Source organism: Labilithrix luteola, assembly GCF_001263205.1.
Taxonomy (GTDB): Bacteria; Myxococcota_A; Polyangia; order Polyangiales; family Polyangiaceae; genus Labilithrix; species Labilithrix luteola.
The window spans coordinates 10,204,898-10,229,370 of sequence record NZ_CP012333.1 but is presented as its reverse complement, the minus strand read 5'-3'; the positions used below and the strand labels follow the sequence as shown (position 1 = coordinate 10,229,370).

Sequence of the window (24,473 nt, the reverse complement as noted above, 5' to 3'; positions counted from 1 at the left end):
GGGGCGCACCCACGTTGCGCGAAATTCATGCGGGCCGTCTTCTGCAAGCTCGAGCACGGAGCGCAAGAGCGCAAGCGATGCCCGCGACCCTGATGCGGGCTAAAGTGAACGTGTTCGGTATGGCGCCTCACGACCACCAGCATGACGCTCACCAGGATGAGCACGGACATGCGCAGCACGGACATGCGCACGGGCATGGTCACGGGCACGCACACGCGCATGCGGCGGCCGCGACCGGCCGCGCCTTCGCGATCGGCGTTGGACTCAACGTCGCGTTCGTCGTCGTCGAGCTCGTGGCCGGCGTGTTCTCCGAATCCGTCGCGCTCGTGGCGGACGCCGCGCACAACTTTGGCGACGTTCTCGGGCTCGGACTGGCCTGGGGCGCGGCTTACCTCGCAAAGCGCAAACCGTCGGAGCGCCGCACCTATGGTCTCCGCCGAACGACGATCCTCGCGTCGCTGGCCAACGCGATCTTGCTCCTCGTCGGTGTCGGCGGGGTGAGTTGGGAAGCGATCGGGCGTCTGCGTGACGCACCGAGTGTCAACGGCGTGGTGGTGCTCGCCGTGGCGGCCGCTGGCGTCGTCGTCAACGGCGGCTCGGCGTTGCTCTTTCTCCACGGGCGCGAGCGTGATGCCAACGTGCGCGGCGCGTTCCTCCATCTCATGGCCGATGCCGCGGTGTCGCTCGGCGTGGTCGTCGCCGGCATCGTCATTCTCGCGACCGGTCTTCGTTGGGTCGACCCCGTGGTGAGCTTGCTCGTCTCGCTCGCCATCCTCGTCAGCACGTGGTCGCTGCTTCGCGACTCGCTCGATCTCGCACTCGACGCCGTGCCGCAGGGGATCGACCCGAACGCCGTGGAGACGTTCCTCGAGGAGCTTCCCGGGGTGGTCGAAGTGCACGATCTGCACATCTGGGCGATGAGCACGACGGAGACTGCGCTCACGGCGCACCTGGTGATGGTCGACGGCGCGTGCCACGACGCGTTCTTGCGCGACGTCGGGCGAGAGCTGACGCGACGTTTCCAGATTCACCATCCGACCTTGCAAGTGGAGCCTCCGGACGCACCCGAAGAATGCGCGCACGCGTGTGACGACGTGCTCTGATGCTCGAAAGGACGTGCCGGTAGCACGTTCGTTGAGAATCATGCTACGAGCGGCTCCATGGGCCACCGTCGCGGCCACCGTCGTACTGTCCGGCCGTTCGCCGCGAGCTTGCTCGCGTGTGCGATCGTCGCGACGGCGTACGAGGTGCACGCGCACGACGTAGCGCCGCCCAAGGTCAAGACGGAGACCCCCGGGGCATGGCCAGGCGGGCGCGCCGATACGCACGACGTGGTCGTACCGCTCGTTCTCACGGTGAACGACGACGGGCACGTGGAGTCCGCCGAAATCGACGTTTCGGTCGGCGCGGAGCTCGATGCGGCAGCGATTGCCGCGGCGAAGACGTGGACGTTCGAGCCGGCCTTGCGAGACGGCAAGCCCGTGGCCGCGAAGATTCGCGCCGTGGTTCGTTTCGTGGGCGTGCCTGCGAAGGAGGCACCACCTGTCGCGGCGAGTCCCGCCGATCCGCCGAAGACGGAGCCGATGCAGTCCGTCCGCGTGGAGGGGACGGCGCCGCCGCGCAGCGCGTCCGACGTGGTTCGCGGTCGCGAAGTGGTGATGGCCGCGCCGCACCGCACGGCCAGCGACGTGCTCAACGTGGTGCCGGGCGTGTTCGTCACCCAACACAGCGGTGAAGGCAAGGCCCATCAGATCTTCCTGCGCGGCTTCGACGCCGTTCACGGACAGGACGTCGAGCTCTGGGTCGGCGGCATCCCCGTCAACGAGGTGTCGAACATCCACGGCCAAGGCTACGCCGACCTCCATTTCGTGATGCCGGAGGTCATTCGCGACGTCACCTCCACGCCGGGGACGTTCGATCCGCGCCAAGGAGACTTCGGTGTCGCCGGGACGATCCGCATGCGCCTCGGCTATCCCGAGGTGGGCGCAACCGCGAAGGGCACGATCGGGAGCTTCGGCACCCGACGGCTCTTCCTCGCGTATCACCCGAAAGACACCTCGGAAGAGACCTTCGCTGCCTTCGAGGACTACAAGACGGACGGCTTTGGCCCGAACCGTGCCGCTCGGCGTGGCTCGATGATCGCGCAAGGTACGCACCACTTCGCGAACGGCGTGTCGCTTCGCGTGCTCGGCTCGACGTACACGGGGCGCTTCGACTCGGCGGGCGTCGTGCCAGCGGCGGACATCGAGTCAGGACGCCTCGATCGCTTTGCCGTGCTCGATTCCAAGCAGGGCGGCTTCTCGGTGCGCCATCAAGTGCTCATCGAGCTGCACGAGGACGACGAAGGCTCGCGCTGGAGCATTGCACCGTTCCTCGTCTTCCGAACGCTGCATCTGAGACAGAACTTCACGGGCTTCTTCCTCGACACGCAGCGTGGCGGGGCAGGCACGTTGAACAGCGACAACACGCAGCAGATCAACAACAGCATGACCGGCGGCGTGACGGCGTCGTACTGCAAGCAGGTCTCGCTGCTCTCGAAGCGCGATTCGATCGAGGTGGGCGTCTACGGTCGGTACGACGACATCGACCAGTCGCAACGGCGCCTCTCGGACGTCAACGACTCTCCCATCGCCACGCTCGTCGACGCCAACGTGCGCGCGACCGACGTTGCCGGGTACGTGGACCTCGCGCTGCATCCGTTCTCCAAACTCGCACTGCGCGGCGGCTTTCGCGCCGACGCGCTTTCTTATGCGGTTCAGGATCGAGTCATCAACGGCAATGCGGTGCCCGCGCAGGGCCGGGCCGCGCAGGGATCGCACATCGGCCCCAAGGCCACGATCGATTGGGCGGCGCTACCGAACGTGCACCTTCTCGGAAGCTTCGGACAGGGCTTCCGCTCGCCGCAAGCGCGAAGCCTCTCCGATGGCGAGCGCACGGTCTTCACCGACGTGACGAGCTGGGAGGTCGGGGCGCGTTACAGCGATGGGCGCACGCTCTCGGGGTCGCTCGCCGGATTTCTCACGACGCTCAGCGACGACCTGGTGTTCGACCCCGAGACGGCGCGCAACGAACGGGTTCCCGGCACGCTTCGCAAAGGCATCGCCGCCGAGCTCAGCGCGAGGGCCGGCGATGTGCTCATGCTCTCGAGCAGCGCCACGTACACCGACGCGACGTTCCGCGCGTCCGACGCGAACTTCCAGAAAGGCGACCGACTCCCGTACGTGCCGGAGCTCGTGCTGCGCTCCGACATGGCCTTGCGGCACACGCTCGCGCGCGTCTTGTCGCGCAAGCTCGAAGGTCAGATCGGAGGCGGCATCGAGGGCCTCGCCGGACGACCGCTGCCGTTCGGTGACACGGGGTCGAACGTCTTTCTCGTCGATACGTCGGTCAGCCTGCGCTTGCAGGAAGTGGAGCTTCGCTTCGACGTCTTCAACCTGCTCGATGCCAAGTGGTACGACGGGCAGTTCGTCTACGCGTCGAATTTCGACCGCCTGCAGAATCCGTCACGCGTTCCCGTTCGTCACGTCACGGTCGGGCCACCGCGCACGCTTTGGCTCACCCTCGCTCTGTACATTTGAGGATTAGGTCATGAAGTACTTGCAGCACCTCGCGTTGGCCGTCGCGTCCTTCGGTCTGCTCTCCGTCTTGCCGGCCGCCTGCGATTCGTCGGACGGCGGAAGCGGCACCGGCGGGCGTCGCATCACGCTTGGGGCCGTCGTCACGTCGTCGACGCAGAAGGCTCCATTTACGAACTCTCAGGGCTGGACCGTTTCGCTGACGAAGGCGTTTGTCTCGACGGGGGCGTTCTATTATTACGACGGCGCGACGATCTTCTCGTCGAACATGCCGCACCGGTCGCCGCTCGATCGCGTTCTCGACGTGGTCCGGATCAAGACGGCGTTCGCGCACCCTGGCCACTACGTCCCGGGCAACGCCATGGGCCAGTTCTTGTCGCCGTCGTCCGCGGACCTGCTCACGTCGAACGTGCTCGGCACGGGCGACGGCGTCTCCGGCGTCGTGCGGTCCGCCACGTTCTCGTTCCAGACGCCCGCCAGCGGGCCTTTCGCCAGCGAGCTCGGTTCGCACGTCGCCGTTCTCGAGGGCACCGCCACGAAGGGCGCCGACACACGGCCGTTCCGCGCGGAGATCGACGCCGCCGACATCGTGAACACGGAGAACGCGAATGCGGTCGAAGGGTGCCCCTTCGCCGAGACCTCCATGCAGGCCGACGGCACGGTCACCGTCACGGTGGCGATGACGCAGTGGTTCGATCAGGTCGAGTTCGATTCGATCCCAGCGAGCACGGACGGTCAGCCCGTGCTCATGCCGGCGGATGCCATCGGCCGCAACGAGCTCGTGCGCGGCATGAAGGAAGGCCTCGCGTACGGCTTCTCCTACGCGACCAAGTAGCGATTCGCCGCAGTGACACGAGATCTCTGATTCGTGCTACTTCGGTGGCACGAATTCTTTCGTTCGTGCTACGACAAACGTCGTGGCGGTGCTCGCGTGCGCCGCTCCTTCGGAGGAGCAGGAGATGAAGAAGTTTTTGACGTGTGCCTTGGTCGTCGTCGCCGCGGCTTGTTCGAGCTCGGACGACGGTGAGGGGAACGTCAACTTCACCACCTGGGGTGAAGAGTTCATCGAGCAGGAGATTCCTTCGTCGGACGTCGCGGACGGCTGGACCATCAAGTACGACCGCTTCCTCGTCACGTTCCACGACATCGAGGTTGCCGAAGACGGTGCCGCACCCGCGGTGACGATGGCCGGCTCGAAGCTCTTCAACCACAAGGTTCCCGGCGAGAAGTCGATCGTGAAGTTCGCGAACGTGCCGGCGAAGGCCTACACGCACGTGAGCTACCGCATCGCGCCCGCCGCGGCCGACACCGAGCTCGGCGCAGGCGTGACCGACGCGGACAAGCAGCTCATGGTCTCGAACGGCTACGCGGTGTACGTCGAAGCGACTGCGACGAAGGGCGCGACGACGAAGTCCTACAAATGGGGCTTCAAGCTCGACACTCTCTACGATCGCTGCAAGGGCGATATCTCCGGCAAGGAGACGGACGGAGCGATCGTCACGAACGGCGGCACCGATACGGTGCAGCTGACCATCCACGGCGACCACCTCTATTACGACGACCTCCAGGCCAAGGAGGCCAAGGTGCGCTTCGACAACATCGCCAACGCGGACGCCGACAACGATGGCGTGATCACGCTCGAGGAGCTCGCGGCGGTGAAGCTCGCTGCGATCCCGAAGGCGAACGGTCCCTACGGAACGGGCAGCGCCGCAGGCATCAACGACCTCCGCGCCTTCGTCGAGGCACTCTCCCGCACCGTCGGTCACTACCGCGGCGAAGGGGAGTGTTTCGCCAGCGCCAAGTAGCCGGCACCCGCGCCGAATCAGGGACGCCACGGCCTCGCGCCCGGCGTCCCGTTCTCATTTTGTCGGCGAAAATGGCCCGGCGGCTAATGATGTTGAAAGTGATTTTCACTTAGTCGTTGAAAACGACTTTCACTTGGCGTACGGAGAGACCCTCCAATTCACGGAGGCCACTGGATGTCGTTCAAGCCGCTTTGCCTGATCCCCGTTCTTCTCCTCGCCGCCGCCTGCAGCTCGTCGGATGACACGTCGTCGATCAGCGGTACGGGCGGTGTCGACAAAGCCGCGGTCGTGAAGAGCTACGCCACGATCGTGCACCAGAACTACGAGGACTCGGTGGCGGAGGCGAAGAAGCTCCAGACGGCGATCAACGCGTTCGTCGCGAGCCCCACGCAGGCGACGTTCGACGCCGCGAAGAAGGCCTGGATTGCGGCGCGTCCGGCGTACCTCCAGACCGAGGCGTTCCGCTTCTACAACGGCCCGATCGACAACGAAGAGAACGGCCCCGAGGGCATGATCAACGGCTGGCCGCTCGACGAGAACTTCATCGACTACACGATTGGCAACCCGGAAGCGGGCATCATCAACATGACGGCCGAGTTCCCGCAGATCACGAAGGACGTGATCGCGGAGAACAACGAGAAGGACGGCGAGAAGAACCTCTCGGCCGGCTGGCACGCGATCGAGTTCCTCCTCTGGGGCCAGGACCTCAACGCCGATGGCACTCCGCACGCGCAAGGTCCCGGCCAACGTCCGTACACCGACTTCGTCGACGGCGGCACGGCCTCGAACCAGGCTCGCCGGCGCGAGTACCTCAAGGGTGCGACGGACCTCCTGGTCGAGCACATCGAGAGCGTCGAAGTGCAGTGGGATCTCGACAACCCCGAGAGCTACGGCGCGAAGTTCGTGGCGGGCGATTCGGACCAGGCGCTCAGCAACATCCTGAAGGGTGTCATAAGCCTCGCGGCGACAGAGCTCCCGAAGGAGCGCATGAACAACGCCTACGAGACGAAGGATCAGGAGGAAGAGCACTCCTGCTTCAGCGACACGACGAATCAGGACATGATCTACGACGCGCTCGGCATCGAGAACGTCTACCTCGGTCGCTACGGCTCGCTCAGCGGTCCGAGCATCTCGGATCTCGTCAAGGCGAAGGACCCCGCGCTCGACGAGAAGGTGCGCACGGTCTTGACGGCGGCCCTCAACGCGACCAAAGCCATTCCGGCACCCTTCGATCAGCAAATCCTCGGCGACGACGGCTCGCCGGGTCGCCAGAAGGTCAAGGCGGCGATCGATGCGTGGACGCCGGTCGCGAACGGCGTCCACGAAGCAGCAACGGCGCTCGGCGCGAAGATCAACTTCGGGGAGTGAGTCGTGAGCAGGGAAGCCGTGCAGGTGGAAACGAGGTCCTCTCGTACGGAGTCCTTTCTCCGGCGCGCCCTGCTGCCCACCGCTCTCTTGGCGGCGCTCGTCGCCGCCTGTTCTTCGAGTGACGAAGAGAACGCGGGACCCGAACCCGGCACCGAGCTTCTGGGCGGCCAGACCACGGTGTTCGACGTCTCGCGTTCGGCGTTCGCGTTCCCCGCGCGAAATCTCGACGATGCTGCGCGCAACGCGTTCTCGTTGGGCGATCACTTCTTCAACCGCAATTGGGTGACCGCGCCCGCTTCGATCTCGGGCAACGACGGACTCGGGCCGACCTACAACGCGACGTCGTGCTCGGCGTGCCACTTCAAGGACGGTCGTGGCGCTCCGCCGACGCAAGCCGGTGAGCGCTTCTTGGGGCTGCTCGTGCGCCTCAGCGTGCCCGGCACCGACGCGCACGGCGGTCCTGCGAACGAGCCCGTCTACGGTGGTCAGTTCAATCCGCTCGGCATTCTCGGCGTGCCTGCCGAAGGCGACGTGGCGGTCCAGTACGACGAAGTGCCGGGTCAGTACGCGGATGGCGAGCCGTACAGCCTGCGCCGTCCGACCTACGTTTTCTCGAACCTCGCGTTCGGGCCGCTCTCGCCCGACGTCCTGACCTCGCCTCGCGTGGCGCCCAGCATGATCGGCCTCGGGCTGCTCGAGGCGATCCCGGAAGACGTGGTGCGCGGGATGGCCGATGCGGACGATCGCGACGGTGACGGCATCTCCGGCCGTCCGAACGACGTTTGGAACATCCGCCAGGGCCGCGCGACGCTCGGGCGTTTCGGTTGGAAGGCGAACCAGCCCACCGTCGAGCAGCAGGTCGCGGGCGCGTTCCTCGGCGACCTCGGCATCACGAGCTCGATCGATCCGGAAGAGAACTGCCCGCCGGCGCAGGAGGCTTGCCGAAACGCTCCTTCGGGTGGTGAGCCGGGTGCGCCAGAGCTTTCCGACCAGAAGCTCACCGCCGTGACGGCGTACAGCCTCACGCTCGCGGTTCCGTCGCGTCGCAACTGGATGGACGCGAAGGTCCAGCGCGGTGAGAAGCTCTTTGCCGAAGCCAAATGCGCGTCGTGCCACGTGCCGAAGATCCAGACGGGCGATTTGCCCGGCTATCCGGCCGTTTCGCGCCAGACGATCCGGCCCTTCACCGACCTCCTGCTCCACGACATGGGGCCGGAGCTCGCCGACAACCGGCCGGACTTCGCCGCGACGGGCACCGAGTGGCGGACGGCTCCGCTCTGGGGCGTTGGCCTCGTCAAATCGGTCAACAAACACACGTTCCTGCTCCACGATGGTCGAGCTCGTGGATTCGCGGAGGCCGTGCTCTGGCACGGTGGGGAAGCCGCGGCGGCCCGGGACGCCTTCCGGGCGATGCCCAAGGCCGATCGAGAAGCTCTTCTCGCCTTCCTCGAAGACTTGTAAAGGGAAGTCCGCCTTCGATGCGTACGCTTTGTTACTCGCTTGCTGTCGCCCTGGCTGTCACGGTCTCTGCGGGTGTCTTCGGCGCCTGCAGCTCGAGTCCGGCTTCTTCGTCGTCGTCGATGGACGCGAAGCCGGTGCTCGTCGACCTGACGAACAACGTGATCCTCCCCTCGTACCGCGCCCTCGACACGCAAGTCGACGCGCTGCGAGCGGCTGCCGCCGAGCTCCAGGCATCGCCCTCGGATGCCTCGCTGTCGAAGGCGCAGGCCGCGTGGCGGGCAGCCCGCAAGGCATGGGAGCAGGCCGAGGCCTTCCGGTTCGGCCCGGTCGAGAGCAATCGCATCACGCCGGCCATGAACTACTGGCCCGCCGGGGCGGACGCGATCGGGAAGGTCATCGCCGGCACCGATCCCATCACGGCCGAGTCCTTCGAGGCCCTCGGCGCGAATGCGAAGGGCTCGCTCGCGGTCGAGTACCTCCTCTTCGACAACCAGGGCGGCAACGCGGCGGTCCTCACGTCGCTCACCACCGCGCCCAACGCCGATCGCCGCCTGACGTACGTGAAGGTCGCGACCGAGAACATGAAGAAGCGCACCGCGGAGCTCGTGAGTGCGTGGGATCCGGCGGGGCAGAACTTCGCCAAGGAGCTCACCGACGCCGGTGACCTCTTCCCGACGTCGAAGGCGGCGCTCGACCAGATCGTCAACAGCGCCACGTTCGCCGCCGACCTCGTGACCGGTACGAAGATCGCCAAGCCGTACGGACTGAAGACGGGCGGCGTGCCTGCGCCGGATCAGGAAGAGACGCCGCGCAGCGACAACTCCATCGCCGATATGCTCGCCACCGTCGACGGCGTGCGCAGCGTCTACACGGGCGCCTACGGATCGGCCGACGGCATGGGCCTCTCGGACCTCGTCCGCGCCAAGAACCCTGCGCTCGACGACCGCGTCATCGCCGACCTCGCCGACGCCGAGGCGAAGATCGGAGCCATCCCGGCGCCGTTCCGCACCGCCATCACCGACCACCGCGAAGCGGTCGAGGCGGCTTACCAATCCATCCGCACCTTGAAGAACTCGCTCACCACCGAAGTCGCGGGCACGCTCGGCACGACGCTGAAGTTCAACGACAACGATGGTGACTGACGGCGCACGCCGCCTGGGGAAGCTGAGCGGTCTGGTCGTCGCCGCGAGCATCGTGCTCGCAGGCGGGGCCGCCCATGCAGACGAAACGGCGACGCCTGCGCCCGAACCAGCGGCTCCATCTCCGCCCGCGCAGCCCGAAGCTGCGCCCGCCGCCGCGACGGAAGGGCCGGACACGGTCACCGTTCGAGGCAACATGGCCGACACGCTGGAGCGCTCGACGGGCTCCGGCTCGCGCGTCTCCGAGACGGAGATCAAGCGCGCGCAGCCGCAGAGCACGTCGGAGGTGTTCCGTCGCGTTCCGGGCCTCGTCGTCCGTCAGGAAGACGGCATGGGCCTCCGCCTGAACCTCGGTGTGCGCGGCCTCAACCCCACGCGAAGCCGCCTCGTGCTGATCCAGGAAGACGGCGTTCCCGTCGTCGTCAGCCCTTACGGCGAGCCCGAGCTCTATTACTCGACGCCGATCGAGCGCGTGCAGCGTCTCGACGTCCTCAAGGGCCACGAGGTCCTTCGCTACGGCCCCCAGACGGTCGGCGGCGTCGTCAACCTGTACACGTGGGCGCCGCCGACGCGCGAGGAATGGTCCGTCGAAGCGGACTACGGCCAGCGCTCGTTCGCGCGCGGTCTCGTTCGCTATGGCAACGCTGTCGGCGACGTTCGGTACGTCGTTCAGGCCTTCCACAAGCAGGGCGACGGCTTCCAGAACATGGGCTTCGACGTCACCGACGTCATGGGAAAGGTCGCCTTTCCCACCGGCAAGAACGGCGAAGCCACGCTGAAGATCTCCGCGTACGACGAGGTCTCGCACACCACGTACGTTGGCCTGACGAACTCGATGTACAAGGCCGATCCGCGTCAGAACACGGTCGCACCGGACGACCTGTTCGGGATCCGCCGGTACGAAGTCTCGCTCCAGCACGAGCAGCGCCTCACGCCACTCACCACGCTGCGTACGACCGCCTTCGCGTACATGGTCGACATGCGGATCTACCAGCAGGACTTCGACCGCAAGGCCGTTCTCCCGCCGGATCAGTACCAGCGCATCCTCGGCGACACGCGCGCCGACGACGCCGCGCTCTACTTCCGCAACACCCGCTCGCTTCGCGACCGCTCCTACAACGTCGCCGGTGTCGAGCCTCAGCTCGAGCAGCGTTTCGACACCGGTTCGGTGAACCACCGCCTCATCGTCGGCGGTCGCGCGATGATCGACTCGGCGCGCCGCAAGCTCTCGAACGGCACGACGCCCACCGCCGAGACGGGCGATCTCCAGACCGACGACACGACGACCATCCTCGGTCTTGCGGCCTACGCCGAAGATCGCATGGCCTTCCTCAAGAACATGCTCGTGACGCCGAGTTTCCGCGTCGAGCATGCGATCTCGCGACGGAACTCGCGGCGGGTCCTGAGCGACGTCGGCCTTCCTCAAGACGTCGATCTCTCGGGTACGTCGTCCACCACCGGCGTGATGCCCGGCGTCGGGTTTGCGTACGGCAAGCCCGTGTTCAACGTGTTCTGGGGCGTCCACTCGGGCTACAGCCCGCCGCGCGTGAGCCAGTCGATCACGCCCACCGGCAAGGACGCAGGACTCGATGCCGAGCGCAGCATGAACTACGAGCTCGGCACGCGCGCGCGGCCGTTCCGCTGGTTCCGCGGCGAGGTCACGGGCTTCCTCACGAACTTCGACAACCAGCTGATCTCGAACAACACGCTGAGCGGCTCGACCGCCGAGTTCAAGAACGGCGGAAAGACGCGCCATGTCGGCGCCGAGGTCACGGCCCTCACGCACTTCGGCGTTCGCGACGGCTTGCCGCTCGAACTCGACCTTTCTGCACAGTACACGTACGTGCGTTCGACGTTCAGCGACGGACCGAACCAGGGCAACTTCGTCCCGTACGCGCCGGAGAACACACTCACGGTGACGCTCGACGGCGATCACTCGAGCGGTCTCGGCGGCCAGGTCTCGTTCTCCTACGTCGGTAGTCAGTTCGCCGACGAACAGAACACCCTCGAGCCCGACGTCTCCGGCCGCGCGGGTCAGATCCCCGCCTACAAGATCCTCGACCTCGGGGCGCGCTATCGCCACAAGCCGACGGGGATCTCGCTCCTCCTGACGGTCAAGAACGCCTTCGACGACGTGTACCTGTCGAGTCGTCTCCCGAACGGCATCTTCACGGCCGGCTACCGCCAAGCCATGGTGGGCCTCAAGTGGTCGGGGCCGTGAAACAAAGACTGGGCGCGCTGCTCCGGGCGCCCGTCGACATCGCCGCGCTCGCGGCATTCCGCATCGCCTTCGGCACGCTCCTGTGCGTGGCCGCGCTACGCTTCTTCGCGCATCGCTGGATCCACGAGTACTACGAGGTGCCGAAGCACTTCTTCCACTACTACGGCTTCTCGTGGGTGCACCCGTGGCCCGGCTACGGCATGTACGTGCACTATGCAGCGATGGTCGTCTGCGCAGCGTGCGTGGCGCTGGGGCTCTTCTATCGACCGGCGATTGCGCTTTTCTGCGCGCTCTTCACGTACGCGCACTTCGTCGACAAGACGAACTACCTGAACCACTACTACCTCGTCACGTGCCTCTCGCTCGTGATGACGGTCTTGCCGCTCGACCGCGCCGCCTCGGTGCGCGTCTGGCGTCGTCCCGACGAGGCCTGGTCATCGGCCCCCGCCTGGTGTCTGTGGATCCTGCGCTTCCAAGTCGCCTGCGTGTACTTCTTCGGGGGCGTCGCGAAGCTGAAGGCCGACTGGCTGGTCCACGCGCAACCCCTCACGATCTGGCTCGGCGCGAACACCGAGTTTCCGGGGCTCGGGCGTTTCTTCCACGAGAAGGCCTTCGCCTACGCGTTCAGCTGGTGCGGAGCCGTCTTCGATCTGACCATCGTCGGGTTCCTGCTGTGGCGTCGGACGCGCCCGTTCGCGTATCTGGTCGTCGTCTTCTTCCACGTCGTCACGGCGCGTCTTTTCCAGCTCGGAATGTTTCCCTGGATCATGACGGCGATGGCGCTCGTGTTCTTCGACCCCAGCTGGCCGCGGGCGGTCTTCGAGCGCATCGGGCTTCTTTCGCGCGAGCGTCGTGAGCACGCACTTCCGAGCTTCCCGCGATGGGGCGTGCCGATCGTCGTGTTCTACGCGGCGTTCGAGCTGCTCGTGCCGTTCCGCCACGTGCTCTATTCGGGCAACGTTCTCTGGACCGAGGAGGGGTTCCGCTTCGGGTGGAACGTGATGCTGATGGAGAAGAACGGCGCGGTCGACATGACCGTGATCGATCCGGCCACGCACCGCCGCTGGGTCGTCGACCCGTACGACTACCTCACGCGCTACCAGATCAAGATGATGTCCACGCAGCCGGACATGATCCTCGAGTTCGCGCACATCGTCGCGGACGATTACGCGAAGCGCGGCATCCCGGGGGTCGAGGTGCACGTCGATGCGCAGGTCGCGTTGAACGGCCGTCGCCCGCACGCGCTCATCGATCCTCGCGTCGATCTCGCGAAGGTCTCCGAAGGCTTCGGACCCAAGCCGTGGATCCTTCCGGGGCCGACCGAAGCGCCCGAGTTCTGAGCGCTTCGCGCGGACGTCCGGATCAAGGCGCCGTGATACGGCCGTTGGCTTCGCCGCTGCGCGCGCCGTGGCAGGTGTTGCAGTCGCCGTCGGTCGCTTCCGTCTTCATCGTGCGGCTCTTGCCGTCGCGAACGACCTCCGCGGTGTAGGGAAGGGCGAGGGGGAGCTCGGTGAAGAAGTTGCCCGAGGCGTTCACTGCGAGCGTCAGCGACTCGCCGTCGGCACCGTGGAGGATGACCGTCGTTCCCGTCGTCTTGCCGTCCACGCCGTAGCAATCGTCCGGCTCGTGCGCCGTAGGGTAGACGGTGCCGGCGAACGTGAAGAGCGGCGCATCGTCGTGCTCGTGCTCATCGTCATCGTCGTCGTCCATCGTCTTGCCGGACCCGACGCCGCTATGGCAGTTGATGCACGCACGACCCGGGGTCATGAGCTTGTCGCCGTGGTCTTCGCCCTTCGTCCAGTACTTGCCGCTCGTGCACGTGAGCTCGATCGGCACCGGATCCGTCGCGTTGGGCGAATCACAGCTGCCGGCCGGCATGCCCTCGTTCACCCACTGCTCGAAGATCGCGATCTCGTTCTCGGAGAGGTTTCCCGACGGCGGCATCGGGTTCTCCACGTCACGCATGCGGGCGAGGGACAGGGCCGCCAGGGAATCGCCGCCATCCCACGACGCCATCAAGGCTTCGCGTGTCACGAGCGAGCTCTTGGCGCCCACCGGCGGATCTCCGTGGCACGAGGTGCAGTACTTCTGGAGCAGGGCGCCCACGTCGCAAGGCATGCCCTCGGCGGTCGGGGCGGCGGACGGCTTCGAAGGCTTGTCCGCCACGGGAATCGCCGTCGGCACGCTGTCAGGCCCGGTGTAGCAGCCGTACCCCGCAGCAAGCGCGAGCGTAGCGGCCAGAGCGAAATTCGCGAAATTCGGAAGGGAAGGTCGCTTCATTCGAGTAAAGATCCGCGCGTCATCGGGTGCTACGCCCGAGCTGACGGCGGCGGAGACTGACACGCGGCCTTTCCGTGCGCCATCCCCATAATGAAATTGAAAACTGTTTTCATGAGCAGTAGGGTGCGGCCGCACACCTCGTAACCCCAGGAGCCACGCAACATGGAATCCCTCGGCTACACCCCCCGCGCATTCGTCGGTCGTCCGGCCCCGGACTTCTCGATGGCGTCGACCAAGAACATCCAGACGCTCGAAGAGCCGGTGAAGCTCTCCGACTACCGTGGAAAGTGGGTCGTCCTGGTGTTCTACCCGCTCGACTTCACCTTCGTCTGCCCGACGGAGCTCCGTGGCTTCAGCGAGCGTTACGAGGAATTCGCGAAGGAAGGCGCTGAAGTCATCGGCGTTTCGACCGACTCGGTCCACACGCACCGCGCCTGGATTCGCGCCGGCAAGGACCTCGGCGGCCTCGGTGAGCTCCGCTATTCTCTCGCGAGCGACTTGACGCACACCGTGTCGAAGGACTACGGCGTGTTCGTAGAAGGCGCGGGCGTCTCGCTCCGCGGCACCTTCATCATCGACGACAAGGGCATCCTTCGTTCGTCGGTGATCAATGACCTTGACGTCGGCCGCTCGGTCGACGAGACGCTCCGCACGCTTCGCGCCTTCAAGACGGGTGGTCTCTGCCCGATCGACTGGAAGCCCGGCGACGCCACCCTGAAGCCCTGAAAGAGATACTTCGATGAGCCGCTACACTGGTCCCCGCCTCAAAGTCCTTCGCGCCCTCGGTACCGAGCTCCCCGGTCTCACGACCAAGAAGGCGGAGCGTCGCCCGTACCCCCCCGGCCAGCACGGCCAGGCGCGCAAGAAGCTCACCGAGTTCGCCGTTCGCCTTCACGAGAAGCAGAAGGTGAAGATGAACTACGGCGTGAGCGAGCGTCAGCTCCGTACGCTCATGGTGGAGGCGAAGACGTCGGGCGGTCAGACCGGCCACAAGCTCATCGAGCTTCTCGAGCGCCGCCTCGACAACGTGGTCTTCCGCGCGGGTTGGGCTCGCACCATCCCGGCGGCCCGCCAACTCGTCAACCACGGCCACGTCCTCGTCAACGGCAAGCGCGTCGACATCGCGTCGTTCCGCGTCGACAAGGGCCAGACCATCTCGCTCCGCGAGAAGAGCCGTGAGCTCGGCTCGGTCGCCGCGGGCGCCCAGGTCGCCGACGGCTTCCAGACGCCGTGGCTCGAGGTGAACCGCCAGGCCGGTACGGCCGTGGTCTCGAACCTCCCGGACGAGACGTCGGCCCTCTTCACCGTGAACCTCCAGCTCGTCGTCGAGTTCTACTCGCAGCGCGTCTGAGCGTTCGCTTCGATCGCGGTCGGGAGGATGCGGATCACTCTGCATCCTCCCGATTTCGTTTTGTCGTTCGCGCCCGTTTCTCGAAGCGATTCGTTCCGGAGAGATGCCAGGCTTGCGGTCGTGCCGACGAGCTTCAGCGGTTGGCGTTGAGGAAGCGCGAGACGAGCTCGGCGCGACTGTGCACCCCGAGCGTTTTGTGGATGGCCTTCACGTAGCCATCCACCGTGTGGCGCGAGAGTTTGAGCTCGTAGGCGATCTCTTTCAGCGACGCTCCGTCGAGCAGATACTCGAGGGTCTCACGCTCCCGCGGGGTCAGCGCGGCGACTGCGAGGCGCCGATCGGGGGACCAGAGCCAGCCGCACTCGGCCACGAGAAGCTCGACGAGATTCCGATCTTCTTCGGAGTAGGGGCGCTCGCCCCACGACTTCTTGATGCCTAGGCCGTACGCCTGCCCCGGCTTGCCGGTGCCGTGCATGGCGTAGATGCTGTGGTCGATCCGGCACGGACGATACGTGTCGTGGATCATGGGCGCGTCGTACCAGTCGCCGTTTGCGACGACGTCTTCGCGTCGGATGACGGCGAGCTCGGTCGGGCTCGTCCAGTTCCAGTTGCGCATGATGACCTGGTTGACCGGATCGTAGATCGTGCCTTGCTGGCCGAACGTTCCCCAGACGAACTCGCGCTCGGAGCTCGTGGCCCATCCACAGTCTTGGACGGAGACGACCTGGCCTTGTCCGCCTGGACGAAAGTCTTCGACCATCGCGAACGCACATACTTGGGCGTTCACGATGCGCGCGAGCTCGCTCGCGACGTGCACCTGTTGCTCGGCGCGCCCGTCTCGGATCTCGCGCGCTTCACTAACGGCGCGCCACAAACGCCGAACGGCATCCGTGCGTACCAGCGAGGTCGCCATTCTGTGCATTGTGAAGCAATCCCATCGCTCATGCGAGGGAGCTCCCATTCCCCCATTTGGGGGTAATCGTGCGTCGCGAACGACGTGTGTGACGATGCGTGAGGGCGAGCTTGGCGTTCGCCCTCACGACGTGTCACGAGCCTGTCGGCATCTCGCGGATGGTCACTTCGGGCCGCTGCCGCCACACTGGCTGGGGACGCCACCGCCACCACAAGTCTGCGGGGCAACACACGTCCCGCACTGCAGGATGTTCCCGCAGCCATCGGCGACGGGACCGCAATTGGCGCCGAGATCGAGGCACGTCTTGGGCTGGCAATCCCGCTTGCCACACACGCCGGATTGCCCGCCGCCACCACAGGTCTCGGGCGCAGTGCAGTTTCCGCATTGGAGGAGCTTCCCGCAGCCGTCACCCGCGGGGCCGCATTCGATGCCCTGCTTCGCGCAGGTCGTCGGAGTGCAAGGCTTGCTCCCGCACACGCCAGGTTGCCCGCCGCCGCCGCACGTCTGACCCGCCGGGCACGCACCGCACTGGATCTGGTTGCCGCAACCGTCGCCGGCAGGGCCGCACTGGATGCCTTGCTGGGCGCAGGTCTTCGCCGAGCAGCTCGGTGCACCGCACTGGCTCGCGACGCCGCCTCCTCCGCACGTCTCGGGGAGCGTGCAGTTTCCGCACTGCTGGACGCCTCCGCAACCGTCGCCGGCAGGACCGCAGCCGACGCCGAGCTCGGCGCACGTCTTCTTCTTGCAGACCGGCGGAACGTCGGGCGTCACGCACGAGCCGAGGTCGAAGATCATGTACTCGAGGAGCTTCTCCTGAGGCGTCATCGGGCCGTCAGCGCACTCTGCCGGGAAGGTGGCCGTACGCGTGGTCGCGAACGTCGCGTTCTCGACGTGGAAGTCGTCGAAGAGAACGCGCCCGCACTGCTTGTCCGCCGTCTGGCCGACCGGCGTGTTGAAGGTGTAGTGGACGCTTGCCGACGGATTCTTGATGGTCATCCACGACTGCGACGGTGCGACGACCGAGTCGTAGTCATGGCGAATGATCTCGAGGGGGATTTGCCCGAGCGTCGTCGACGCGTTGACTTGCACGAGCCACTGCGCGAGCGCCTGTCCCTTGGGGAAGCTCGTGTCGATGTAGCCGGTCTGGTTCACCGGCGACGGGTTCTGCGTGACGCGCCACTGCGTCGTCGTGCTGAATGGCGCGGTTTTGTAGAGCCAGATATAGCTGAAGTGTGTGGCGAAAATTCGCCCGCCCGCGTTCGCGTAGTTGACCAGGTTCTGGTGTGCCGCGGCGCTGCGGAGTGTGCTGCTGGTCGACTCGTCGGCCTGACACGGGAACAGCACCATGTCGTACTTGTTCAGCGTCGCCTGGTTGCTCCAGAGCTGGTCCTCGGTCGGCGAGCCGGGAGCTGCCGCGCCGCCCGCCGCCCACACGGTCGACGTGTGGTAGGTGCTGTTCACGTCGTCCAGCCCTTTGTAGAGATGGACGCGACCGGTTCCGGTCGGCGCCGTGAACTCCGTGTCGTCGACGCCGATCTTGCGGATGACGCACTCGAGCGCGTCGACCGCGCCGGTCGAGAAGGCCATGAGCGGGATGTCACCTTCGCTCTTGTTCTTCGGAAGGCGCGTCAAGGCCGCCGCGACCGGCGTATTGGTGCAGGATGCAACGTTCGGGATCGTCACCTGGCGGCGCCAGCGGCCGAGCTGGATGACGAGCGGGATCTTCGTGCCGACCGGCATGTTCTTCAGCGTGAACCTGCCGTCGATGCCCGTGGTCGCCGTGACGAGCGGTGAGCCGGAGGCGGGCGCCCCGCACTGGTCGCAGCTCACGCCCGCCGGAAACAGTTGCACGTCGGCGTTCGGCACGTAGACGACGGCGTTGGGGAGCGGATCGATGCCGTTGGGGGCGTAGACTGTGCCGGTCACCGTGGTCGTCACCGCGGGATTGCTGCACGTCACCTGCTTGAGACACAGCCCGGTGCAGCTCGCGGGCACACCGCACTTGCTCGGCGTGGTGCCACCGCAGCTCTGCGGCAGGCTGCACGTTCCACACTGCAGGAGCCCACCGCAACCGTCACCGACGGGGCCGCAATCCGCGCCGAGCTGCGCGCACGTCTTCGGCGTGCACGGAGGCGCCCCGCAGACGCTCGCAACGCCGCCGCCGCCGCACGTCTGGGCGCCGGTGCATGTTCCGCACTGCACGACGTTCCCGCAGCCGTCGCCGATCGGTCCGCAATTGACGGCCTGATCGACGCAGGTGAGGGGCGTGCAGATGCTGCCGGTGCCGCAAACGCTCGGCGTACCGCCTCCGCCACAGGTCAGGCCGTCTTTGCAGGTCCCGCAGTCGATCTGGTTTCCGCAACCGTCACCGACGGGCCCGCAATTGGCGCCGAGGTCGGCGCACGTCTTCGGCTTGCACTCGTAGTGTCCGCACTTGCTCGGGGTGCCGCCGCCACCGCAGGTGTCGGGCGCCTTGCAGTCTCCGCACTGTTGGACTCCGCCACAACCGTCGTTGGTCGGGCCGCACTCGACGCCGGCCTGCTCGCAGGTGATGGGCGTCGCGCAGGGCGGAGCTCCATCGGCATCGTCGTCGACGAGCGACCCGTTCGTACCTCCGTCACCGCCATAGCCGGACGCGGGGTAGTCGCCGAAGAGGCTCGTGACGGACTCGGTTCCGCACGACGCGAGGAGAGTCGCGACGAGGGTACTGGTGGCAAGGGCCGTGATGAGCTTGCGCATCGGCCGCGCATATACGGCGGACGAGCTTGAATGCGTACCGGAATCTCAGCCGTTTCCCGGATGGGACGGCCTAGAGACTCGCGTGAGGTTGGAATGGGGCTCGCTCAGGCGCCGGCGCCGGCCAGAGTGGCCTCGATGCGCTCGGCGATCTTGCCTCGCCAGCCCTTGCCCATGTTCTCGTAGGCGAAGGCGTTCGCCGGGGTGAACCCTGCGTGCACGAGTCGCAGGCGCGTGCCTCCGGCGCCCGTTCGCGTGAGCGTCCAGGTCACGGTCGTGTCCAGCGCCCCGCCAGGGCCGTCCTTTGCTCCGCCGCGCCACGCGTACACGAGATGCGCGTTCGGCTCTACCTCGAGGACCTCGCAGTGGACGATGCCGTCCCAACCCGGCATCGGCTTCGCGCGAAACGTGAAGTGGTGCCCGACCACCGGCCGGATGTCGTTCTGCATTCGCTTATGTGTCAGGCAAGGCCTGTTTTCATGGCCTGCCAGGGCTCTGCTCAGGCGCGACCGCCCGCTTGGCGGGTGAGGCGCGCGATGGGGCGCGCGCACTTCGCGCAGGCTCGGACCTCGACCGTGGTGCCCTCGGGCCAGCGCACGACGATGGCCGCGAGCGCGTCGCGATCGAGACGCTCCACGGGGGCGAGGGAGCCGAACGCATGACCGTCGTAGCGCGTGCCGCACCGGCCGCAGGAGGTCGCTCGAATCATCGGTAAGGCCCTCCGCGCGAAACGGGCGACGCCGAATCGCGTCGCGTACGGTCGAAGCTCGCGCCGTCGAGCGTTGCTCCTTCGAGGCACGCTCCTTGAAGGTCGGATCGATCGAAACAGGCTTCGGTCAGATTCGCATTGCTCAGATCGGCGCCGCGTAAATCGCACTTCTCGAGGTTCGAACCCGCGAGGATGGCCGAAGCGAGCTTCGCCCCGCGCAGATCGCATTTCTCGAAGTTGGCCGAGGGCGCGTTGGCCTGGCGCAGATCGGCGTCGCGCAGGTCGCACTTCTCGAGATTGGCGGAGGCGAAGGACACGTCTTCGGCGCGAACTCGCTCGAGCCTTGCCGATTCGAGATTCGCGCGCACGAACGACGCGCGCACGAGGATGGCCGTTCGGAGGTCGGCCTCCTCGAGGTTCGCGCCATCCAAGCGGGCCCCGGTCAAGTCCGCTTGCGCCAGGTTCGCTTCCTCGAGGTTCGCCCCCTGCAAGGATGCCTCCATGAGGAGCGCACCGGACAGATCGGCCTCTTCGAGGTTCGCCCCGTCGAGCGTTGCGCGCGAGAGATCGGCGCGTCCGAGCGCGGCTTCTTCGAGGTTCGCGTGGCGAAGGATCGCGCCCGCGAGGTGGGCTCCTTCGAGACGCGCTTCTTCGAGGTTCGCCCCCGTCAGATCGGCGTTCACCAGATCGGCACCTGCCAGGTCGACGTTCCGATCCGTCGCCTCGTGCAGCGCGTCCCGCAGGAGGCGTGCGCGCGGCGAGAAGTACAGGACGCGTCCGTCGTGGTGGCGGATCTCGATCGGCATGCATCGAAGGTAGCGGGGCCCGCCAAGCCCCACCATGACCTCTGACGTCAAACAGATTTGCCGAAAACGCCAATACCCACCTCGGGCGCGCGCGTGAATATGCTGCATCTCGATGGGCCGGCCTTCGAAGGAACCTGCAACGCCTACGGCGGTCGCGCCGGCGCTGCTGCGCTTCCTGACGGGGCGTGGGGCAGATGCTTGCGCGCTGGCTCTACGGTTCGGTTTGCCCGCGAACGCGGCCGACGTCGACGAGCTGCCGCTTACCTCCGACGTGCTCGCGCTCATGCTCGATCTCGCGTCCGAGCACTGCGTCGAGCCTCATCTCGCGCTCACGCTCCCGACGGCGCTCCCGTTTCGTCGTTACGACGCCGTGGCACTCGCCCTTCGAGCGGCTGCGAATGTCCACGAGGTGCTCTCGACCGCTGCGCGCTTCGCGTCGCTCGTCTTGCCGGCGCTCGACGCCGACGTTCGGGTCGAGAACGACGAAGTTCGATTCCACGCGCGCTTTCGCGGCCACCCGCGTGGTCTCGGCCTCCACGCGGACGAATACGTGCTGGCGTTCCTGCTCGCGCACTGCGCCCAGGCCGCGCGGCCGTTTCCGTCACGAGCGTGGTTGTCGTGTCCTCGCCCCCGCGACCTCGTTCCGCTCTTCCAGTCCTTGGGAACCCGTGACGTCGCGTTCGGCTCCGAGGACGTCGGCCTCGCGTTCACGCAGGCCGACGCGGATGCTCCGCTACCGGACTTCGATCCCAGGCTCCGAGCGACGGCCGAGCACCTCGCCTCCGCGGCGCTTGCCCTTGCGCCTCGTCGCGGCGCGCTGGCAGAGACGGTTCGTTCGCGGATCGAACGTGCGCTTCCGGGCGACGTGGGCGCCGACGCCATCGCCTCCGGCCTGCACATGAGTGCGCGCACCCTGCAGCGTCGTCTCGAAGAGGAAGGGACACGCTTTTCGGAGGTCGTCGACACGGCACGCGAGAAGCTCGCCAGGCAAAAGCTCCGCGAGACGACGCTGACGCTCGCGGAGATCGCTTACCAGGTCGGCTTCTCCGACGTCGCCACGTTCAGTCGCGCGTTCAAGCGTTGGACGGGGCTCTCGCCGGGCGCGTTTCGTCGACGCTGATCTCGGCTGCTGTACTCGAGCTCTCGCTCTTTTTTCGAATCGAGCGCGCTCGGGCTTTCGATGTTCGCCCACATCGGCGCGTTTCACGTCGACCGCAGGATTGCCTTCGCGATCGCGTTGGCTCGTCCTCACGAGGGCGCGAGTCGATGCCTTTCGTGCGCGAGGCGCGAGCATGCGGGCCGCTAGGTGTTCGCGATTTCGACCGCTATGACCAGGACTTCATGCGAACCGAAGCTCGAGCAGGAGGCTGCGAATGTCGTCGTTGAAGCGACCGCTCGTCGTCGCACTGGTTCTTCACGCCGGCATCCTCGCGGCCGTGCGTGTCGTGCCTGTGTTGCGTCATGCGCCCCAGCCGCCGCATGTCATCGAGGTTGCGACCGAAACTCCGTCCGTCGATATCGATGTCCAAGACGAGCCCCTCGTTGCGCCGACGCTGCCAGAGAATGCAGCTCCGTCGCGTGATGCGGTCCCTGGCGCGGTTGCTTCCCGTGAGGGCGACGGTGAACGCGTAGCTGCTGCGGGCGAGGGCACGGTGAAGTCGCGCGCCTCGATGCACGAGCACGTCGCAAGCGCCGCCGCGCCGGAGCCCGGCTCGGCCAAGACGCCGGCGCCGAGCGGTCAGGTTCCGCGCGATGATTCGCCGGGCATCACGTTCGGACCGCCCGACATCGGGCTCAACGGAACCAATCCGTTCCTCGCTCGAGGCGCGCTGCCCGAGCAGGTGCCTCAGGCAGGCTCCGCGAAGCCCGAGCATCGGTTGACGCTCGCGGAGCAGACTGCGCTCGCCAAGCGTCGCGTTCAGCTCTCGCTTCACCAGGCTGCCGAGGCTCACGATCGTGACATTGGTCTCGGGCCCGAGGGACCCGTGCTCGCTGCGCTCGGTGACGCCGCATCGGCCACCACGGCACCCATTGACGGTCGCGCGGTGTTCTTCGCCCGCGCCGATCACACGGGGCTCGTGACGTCCGTCGACGTGCTCGAGTGCAACGGCGCGCGCGATGGGTGGATGCAAGCGGCGACGTACGCGCTCCGCGTGCTCGCGAGCAAGAAGCTCCGCATGCCGAGCTACGCGCAGTGCGCCGAGATGAAGATCGAAGTGACGTCCGGCTGGAAGATGCCGAACGGTCACGATCCTGGAACGAAGGTCAGTGCTTTCGGTGCGCCTCTGAGCAAGCGCAATGACCGCGGCACGACCGTCGACATCATGGACCCCAAGATTCAGAAGGTCCACGTGAACCGCGACCTCGTGATTCCGGTGCCGTCGTCGCAGATCACGGCCGTGGCCACGAACGGCGACGCTTCGAACATCGGCGCGAAGCCGCGCCGTATCGTGCACACGCGTCTGCTCGGCGTGTCGATGCTCTGACCGCTACTCGTCGAGCGCGAACTTGACCTTCGAGTTCGCGCCTTCCTGGACGGTGACGCTGGCCGTCTTCGCGCGACCGTTCGGTGCTTCGCAGCGGAGTTGGTGAGCGCCCGTCGGCAGGTCGATGCCCGCGAGCGGCGTGGGCCCGAAGCCCTTGCCGTCGATCGACAGCGTGCACCAACCGGGCGCCGCGCTGACGTTGAGGCGGCCTGATCCGTGCGGAACGGGGCCGAGCGGTTTCGGCGCTGCACCGGGAAGCGAATCGACGCTGACCGTCTGAACGTCGGCGGACGCAGACTCGGCCGGCGCGGCCGTGACGACCGGCGCGGAGGCCGCCGTAGTCGTGACCGCGCTGGGCGGCGGCGTCACGTTGGCGGCACCGTTGTTCGCGCCGCGCGAACGCCAGCCAACCCCGATTCCGGCGGCCATGCAGACGACGACGAGTGCAGCGGCTCCGAGACCGAGCATTGCCGTGCTGCGACGCTTCGGCTTCTCGACGGTGACCGACGCATAGGACGTGTTCGGCGTGTGCCAGGACGGACCCGTGGGACTCGTCGACGGGTAGAGCGGAACCGCGCCGGGAGGGATGCTTGCGAGCGGAGCCAGCGCGGCGGCAAGCAGGCGGTCGGACGACGCCGGCGGCGGACGGTCGCTCGCGCGAAGCACCGGAAGGGCGTTCGTCGCGTCGGGATCGAACGTTGCCGTGATCATTGGAATCGGAAGACGGGCAGGGGAGCCCTCGAGCTCCGGCAGCACCGCCTTCAAGAGCGCAACGACCTCTTCGAAGTTCTGGAGGCGCGCCTTCAGGTCGACCTCGAGGCACTTCCGAACGACGCGCCGGAGCGACTCGGGAACGTGAGGCGCGCAGGCGTCGATGCTCTTGGGCTTCGACGTGGCGATCTTCACGATGAGCGCGTTGAAGTTCTTCGCTTCGTAGGCGCGGTAGCCGCAGAGCGCCTCGAACAGGATGGCGCCGAACGCGAAGACGTCGGTGCGTCCATCGATCTGGCTGTCGCCGCGCGCCTGCTCGGGCGACATGTAGAGCGGCGAGCCAAGCACCGTGCCGGCCACGGTGAGCGCATGGTTCTGGTCTTCCTCGAGGAACTTGCTGACGCCGAAGTCGAGCAGCTTCGGGATCGCGAGCCCGTCGCGAACCTTGTGCAGGAAGACGTTGGACGGCTTGAGATCGCGGTGGACGATCCCCGACTTGTGCGCGGCGCCGAGCGCCTGCGCGACTTCGACCATCACGAGACAGAACTCGTAGATCGTCATCGGCGGCGTCTGACGGCGGAGGGCGACCTCGAGTGGGAAGCCCGTGAGCAGCTCCATGACGAGGAAGAGCTGCCCCTCCTCCGTCTGCCCCACGTCGAGGATGTCGATGATGTTCGGGTGATTCACCCTCGCGGAGACCTTCGCCTCCTTGAGGAACCGCGCGGCGGACTCGGGCGTCTTCGCCACCACCGCGTTCATGAACTTGATGGCGATCTGCCGGTCGGTGAAGGTGTTGGTCGCAGACCAAACCTCGGCCATACCGCCCGTTCCGAGCAGCTGGTTCAGCCGATATTTGCCTGCGACGACCTTCCCCGAAACCATCTCGCTCCCGACTCTTCTCCCTAGAGACTG

At 66.6% G+C, this 24,473-nt stretch carries 20 protein-coding genes; 13 read left to right on the top strand and 7 right to left on the bottom strand.

Annotated elements, in window-relative coordinates; genetic code table 11:
• The first annotated feature begins 77 nt into the window (after positions 1-77).
• The 9 genes from AKJ09_RS44090 (at position 78) to AKJ09_RS44050 (ending at position 12,909) form a co-directional block, all read left to right on the top strand.
• Complete coding sequence (locus tag AKJ09_RS44090; RefSeq protein WP_240488836.1) at positions 78-1,103, top strand: cation diffusion facilitator family transporter; 1,026 nt, start codon at positions 78-80, stop codon at positions 1,101-1,103.
• Positions 1,104-1,160: 57 nt separating this feature from the next.
• Positions 1,161-3,578, top strand: coding sequence for a TonB-dependent receptor domain-containing protein (locus tag AKJ09_RS44085; RefSeq protein ID WP_146653852.1), 2,418 nt, complete (start codon positions 1,161-1,163; stop codon positions 3,576-3,578).
• A gap of 10 nt (positions 3,579-3,588) precedes the next feature.
• Positions 3,589-4,410 carry a hypothetical protein gene (locus AKJ09_RS44080; RefSeq protein ID WP_146653851.1) on the top strand — a complete coding sequence of 274 codons (822 nt, stop codon included), beginning with the start codon at positions 3,589-3,591 and terminating at the stop codon, positions 4,408-4,410.
• Positions 4,411-4,492: 82 nt separating this feature from the next.
• Complete coding sequence (locus AKJ09_RS44075; RefSeq protein ID WP_240488835.1) at positions 4,493-5,380, top strand: hypothetical protein; 888 nt, start codon at positions 4,493-4,495, stop codon at positions 5,378-5,380.
• A 174-nt stretch (positions 5,381-5,554) separates the two neighbouring features.
• The gene (locus AKJ09_RS44070; protein WP_146653850.1) at positions 5,555-6,748 is read left to right on the top strand and encodes an imelysin family protein; all 1,194 of its coding nucleotides are present in this window, start codon (positions 5,555-5,557) and stop codon (positions 6,746-6,748) included.
• A gap of 3 nt (positions 6,749-6,751) precedes the next feature.
• Positions 6,752-8,209 carry a di-heme oxidoreductase family protein gene (locus AKJ09_RS44065; protein WP_240488834.1) on the top strand — a complete coding sequence of 486 codons (1,458 nt, stop codon included), beginning with the start codon at positions 6,752-6,754 and terminating at the stop codon, positions 8,207-8,209.
• A gap of 17 nt (positions 8,210-8,226) precedes the next feature.
• Entirely contained in the window at positions 8,227-9,351 is a 1,125-nt protein-coding gene (locus AKJ09_RS44060; RefSeq protein ID WP_146653849.1) for an imelysin family protein, read from the top strand.
• On the top strand, positions 9,341-11,569 hold the full coding sequence (locus AKJ09_RS44055; protein WP_146653848.1) for a TonB-dependent receptor family protein: 2,229 nt from the start codon (positions 9,341-9,343) through the stop codon (positions 11,567-11,569). Before AKJ09_RS44060 ends, AKJ09_RS44055 begins: the two co-directional genes overlap by 11 nt.
• A complete protein-coding gene (locus tag AKJ09_RS44050; RefSeq protein WP_240488833.1) occupies positions 11,566-12,909 on the top strand; it encodes an HTTM domain-containing protein in 1,344 nt (447 codons plus the stop codon). The genes AKJ09_RS44055 and AKJ09_RS44050 overlap by 4 nt, the downstream gene beginning before the upstream one ends.
• Before the next feature lie 22 nt (positions 12,910-12,931).
• Here the strand turns inward: AKJ09_RS44050 and AKJ09_RS44045 are convergent, their stop codons facing one another.
• On the bottom strand, positions 12,932-13,849 hold the full coding sequence (locus AKJ09_RS44045) for a hypothetical protein (RefSeq protein ID WP_146653846.1): 918 nt from the start codon (positions 13,847-13,849) through the stop codon (positions 12,932-12,934).
• A gap of 162 nt (positions 13,850-14,011) precedes the next feature.
• Between AKJ09_RS44045 and AKJ09_RS44040 the strand changes: the two genes are divergently transcribed.
• Together AKJ09_RS44040 and rpsD are read left to right on the top strand one after the other, a co-directional pair.
• Entirely contained in the window at positions 14,012-14,575 is a 564-nt protein-coding gene (locus AKJ09_RS44040; RefSeq protein ID WP_146653845.1) for a peroxiredoxin, read from the top strand.
• Between the two features lie 13 nt (positions 14,576-14,588).
• Positions 14,589-15,200, top strand: a complete 612-nt coding sequence (gene rpsD, locus AKJ09_RS44035; protein ID WP_146653844.1) for a 30S ribosomal protein S4 — start codon at positions 14,589-14,591, stop codon at positions 15,198-15,200.
• A 133-nt stretch (positions 15,201-15,333) separates the two neighbouring features.
• Here rpsD and AKJ09_RS44030 read toward each other — a convergent pair whose 3' ends face one another.
• The 5 genes from AKJ09_RS44030 to AKJ09_RS44010 form a co-directional block, all read right to left on the bottom strand.
• Positions 15,334-16,113 carry a response regulator transcription factor gene (locus tag AKJ09_RS44030; protein ID WP_169928361.1) on the bottom strand — a complete coding sequence of 260 codons (780 nt, stop codon included), beginning with the start codon at positions 16,111-16,113 and terminating at the stop codon, positions 15,334-15,336.
• A 162-nt stretch (positions 16,114-16,275) separates the two neighbouring features.
• Positions 16,276-18,852, bottom strand: coding sequence for a hypothetical protein (locus tag AKJ09_RS44025; RefSeq protein WP_146653842.1), 2,577 nt, complete (start codon positions 18,850-18,852; stop codon positions 16,276-16,278).
• A gap of 104 nt (positions 18,853-18,956) precedes the next feature.
• A complete protein-coding gene (locus AKJ09_RS44020; protein ID WP_146653841.1) occupies positions 18,957-19,298 on the bottom strand; it encodes an SRPBCC family protein in 342 nt (113 codons plus the stop codon).
• Positions 19,299-19,348: 50 nt separating this feature from the next.
• Entirely contained in the window at positions 19,349-19,558 is a 210-nt protein-coding gene (locus AKJ09_RS44015) for a hypothetical protein (RefSeq protein ID WP_146653840.1), read from the bottom strand.
• Positions 19,555-20,364 carry a pentapeptide repeat-containing protein gene (locus tag AKJ09_RS44010; RefSeq protein ID WP_169928360.1) on the bottom strand — a complete coding sequence of 270 codons (810 nt, stop codon included), beginning with the start codon at positions 20,362-20,364 and terminating at the stop codon, positions 19,555-19,557. The genes AKJ09_RS44015 and AKJ09_RS44010 overlap by 4 nt, the downstream gene beginning before the upstream one ends.
• 112 nt (positions 20,365-20,476) lie before the next feature.
• On the opposite strand from AKJ09_RS44010, the gene AKJ09_RS44005 reads away from it, so the two are divergent.
• Positions 20,477-21,484, top strand: coding sequence for a helix-turn-helix transcriptional regulator (locus AKJ09_RS44005; protein ID WP_146653838.1), 1,008 nt, complete (start codon positions 20,477-20,479; stop codon positions 21,482-21,484).
• Positions 21,485-21,737: 253 nt separating this feature from the next.
• Entirely contained in the window at positions 21,738-22,850 is a 1,113-nt protein-coding gene (locus AKJ09_RS44000) for a hypothetical protein (RefSeq protein ID WP_146653837.1), read from the top strand.
• Positions 22,851-22,853: 3 nt separating this feature from the next.
• Here AKJ09_RS44000 and AKJ09_RS43995 read toward each other — a convergent pair whose 3' ends face one another.
• Positions 22,854-24,443, bottom strand: coding sequence for a serine/threonine-protein kinase (locus tag AKJ09_RS43995; protein ID WP_146653836.1), 1,590 nt, complete (start codon positions 24,441-24,443; stop codon positions 22,854-22,856).
• Between the last annotated feature and the right edge of the window lie 30 nt (positions 24,444-24,473).

Excerpts from the sequence above, each read along its gene's own strand:
- AKJ09_RS44090 (WP_240488836.1), top strand. The coding sequence starts at position 78 with ATGCCCGCGACCCTGATGCGGGCTAAAGTGAACGTGTTCGGTATGGCG.
- AKJ09_RS44085 (WP_146653852.1), top strand. The coding sequence starts at position 1,161 with ATGGGCCACCGTCGCGGCCACCGTCGTACTGTCCGGCCGTTCGCCGCG.
- AKJ09_RS44080 (WP_146653851.1), top strand. The coding sequence starts at position 3,589 with ATGAAGTACTTGCAGCACCTCGCGTTGGCCGTCGCGTCCTTCGGTCTG.
- AKJ09_RS44070 (WP_146653850.1), top strand. The coding sequence starts at position 5,555 with ATGTCGTTCAAGCCGCTTTGCCTGATCCCCGTTCTTCTCCTCGCCGCC.
- AKJ09_RS44060 (WP_146653849.1), top strand. The coding sequence starts at position 8,227 with ATGCGTACGCTTTGTTACTCGCTTGCTGTCGCCCTGGCTGTCACGGTC.
- AKJ09_RS44055 (WP_146653848.1), top strand. The coding sequence starts at position 9,341 with ATGGTGACTGACGGCGCACGCCGCCTGGGGAAGCTGAGCGGTCTGGTC.
- AKJ09_RS44045 (WP_146653846.1), bottom strand. The coding sequence starts at position 13,849 with ATGAAGCGACCTTCCCTTCCGAATTTCGCGAATTTCGCTCTGGCCGCT.
- AKJ09_RS44040 (WP_146653845.1), top strand. The coding sequence starts at position 14,012 with ATGGAATCCCTCGGCTACACCCCCCGCGCATTCGTCGGTCGTCCGGCC.
- rpsD (WP_146653844.1), top strand. The coding sequence starts at position 14,589 with ATGAGCCGCTACACTGGTCCCCGCCTCAAAGTCCTTCGCGCCCTCGGT.
- AKJ09_RS44030 (WP_169928361.1), bottom strand. The coding sequence starts at position 16,113 with ATGGCGACCTCGCTGGTACGCACGGATGCCGTTCGGCGTTTGTGGCGC.
- AKJ09_RS44025 (WP_146653842.1), bottom strand. The coding sequence starts at position 18,852 with ATGCGCAAGCTCATCACGGCCCTTGCCACCAGTACCCTCGTCGCGACT.
- AKJ09_RS44020 (WP_146653841.1), bottom strand. The coding sequence starts at position 19,298 with ATGCAGAACGACATCCGGCCGGTGGTCGGGCACCACTTCACGTTTCGC.
- AKJ09_RS44015 (WP_146653840.1), bottom strand. The coding sequence starts at position 19,558 with ATGATTCGAGCGACCTCCTGCGGCCGGTGCGGCACGCGCTACGACGGT.
- AKJ09_RS44010 (WP_169928360.1), bottom strand. The coding sequence starts at position 20,364 with ATGCCGATCGAGATCCGCCACCACGACGGACGCGTCCTGTACTTCTCG.
- AKJ09_RS44005 (WP_146653838.1), top strand. The coding sequence starts at position 20,477 with ATGGGCCGGCCTTCGAAGGAACCTGCAACGCCTACGGCGGTCGCGCCG.
- AKJ09_RS44000 (WP_146653837.1), top strand. The coding sequence starts at position 21,738 with ATGTCGTCGTTGAAGCGACCGCTCGTCGTCGCACTGGTTCTTCACGCC.
- AKJ09_RS43995 (WP_146653836.1), bottom strand. The coding sequence starts at position 24,443 with ATGGTTTCGGGGAAGGTCGTCGCAGGCAAATATCGGCTGAACCAGCTG.